The organism is Muribaculum sp. An289, from assembly GCF_002159555.1.
Taxonomy (GTDB): domain Bacteria; phylum Bacteroidota; class Bacteroidia; order Bacteroidales; family UBA932; genus Merdivivens; species Merdivivens faecigallinarum.
Genome location: NZ_NFIV01000036.1, coordinates 1 through 524, shown reverse-complemented (window position 1 = coordinate 524; position 524 = coordinate 1). Strand labels below are relative to the sequence as shown.

The 524-nt window shown below is 60.7% G+C and carries 2 rRNA genes; both read left to right on the top strand.

Going from position 1 to position 524, the window contains the following annotated elements:
- Positions 1-70, top strand: a 16S ribosomal RNA gene (locus B5F83_RS10495); the annotation flags it as partial.
- 242 nt (positions 71-312) lie between these two features.
- A 23S ribosomal RNA gene (locus B5F83_RS10490) occupies positions 313-524 on the top strand; the annotation flags it as partial.

Here is a 524-nt window from a genome sequence, read left to right as displayed (position 1 = left end):
GAAACCGGTGACTGGGGCTAAGTCGTAACAAGGTAGCCGTACCGGAAGGTGTGGCTGGAACACCTCCTTTTTGGTGGGGCTTCCCTCTCCCGATTCAATTTTTCTTGAAAGACGCGTGCGCCCGTTTGGGCGTATACGATACGAGGCCCTCGTCCCTATGCGGGCGGGCCGTCAGTTCATTGACTTACCAGGAAAGAACACGAGAGGCAAAACAGATTATGTAATTAAGATAATAGGTTGAAGGAATCACCGCGGGGACTGATGTCCCCGCCGGGGTCTCGCGCCGGCGGCGACGCCCGCGCGGGAGACCGGAGCGAAACGGAAAAGGGCGCACGGTGGATGCCTGGGCTTCCGGAGGCGATGAAGGACGCGGCGAGCGGCGAAACTCCCCGGGGATCGGCAAGCGCGAAATGATCCGGGGGTGTCCGAATGGGGCAACCCACGCGCAGTGAGTGCGCGTACGCCGAAAGGCGGGCGAACGCGGGGAACCGAAACATCCCAGTACCCGCAGGAGGAGAAAGAAA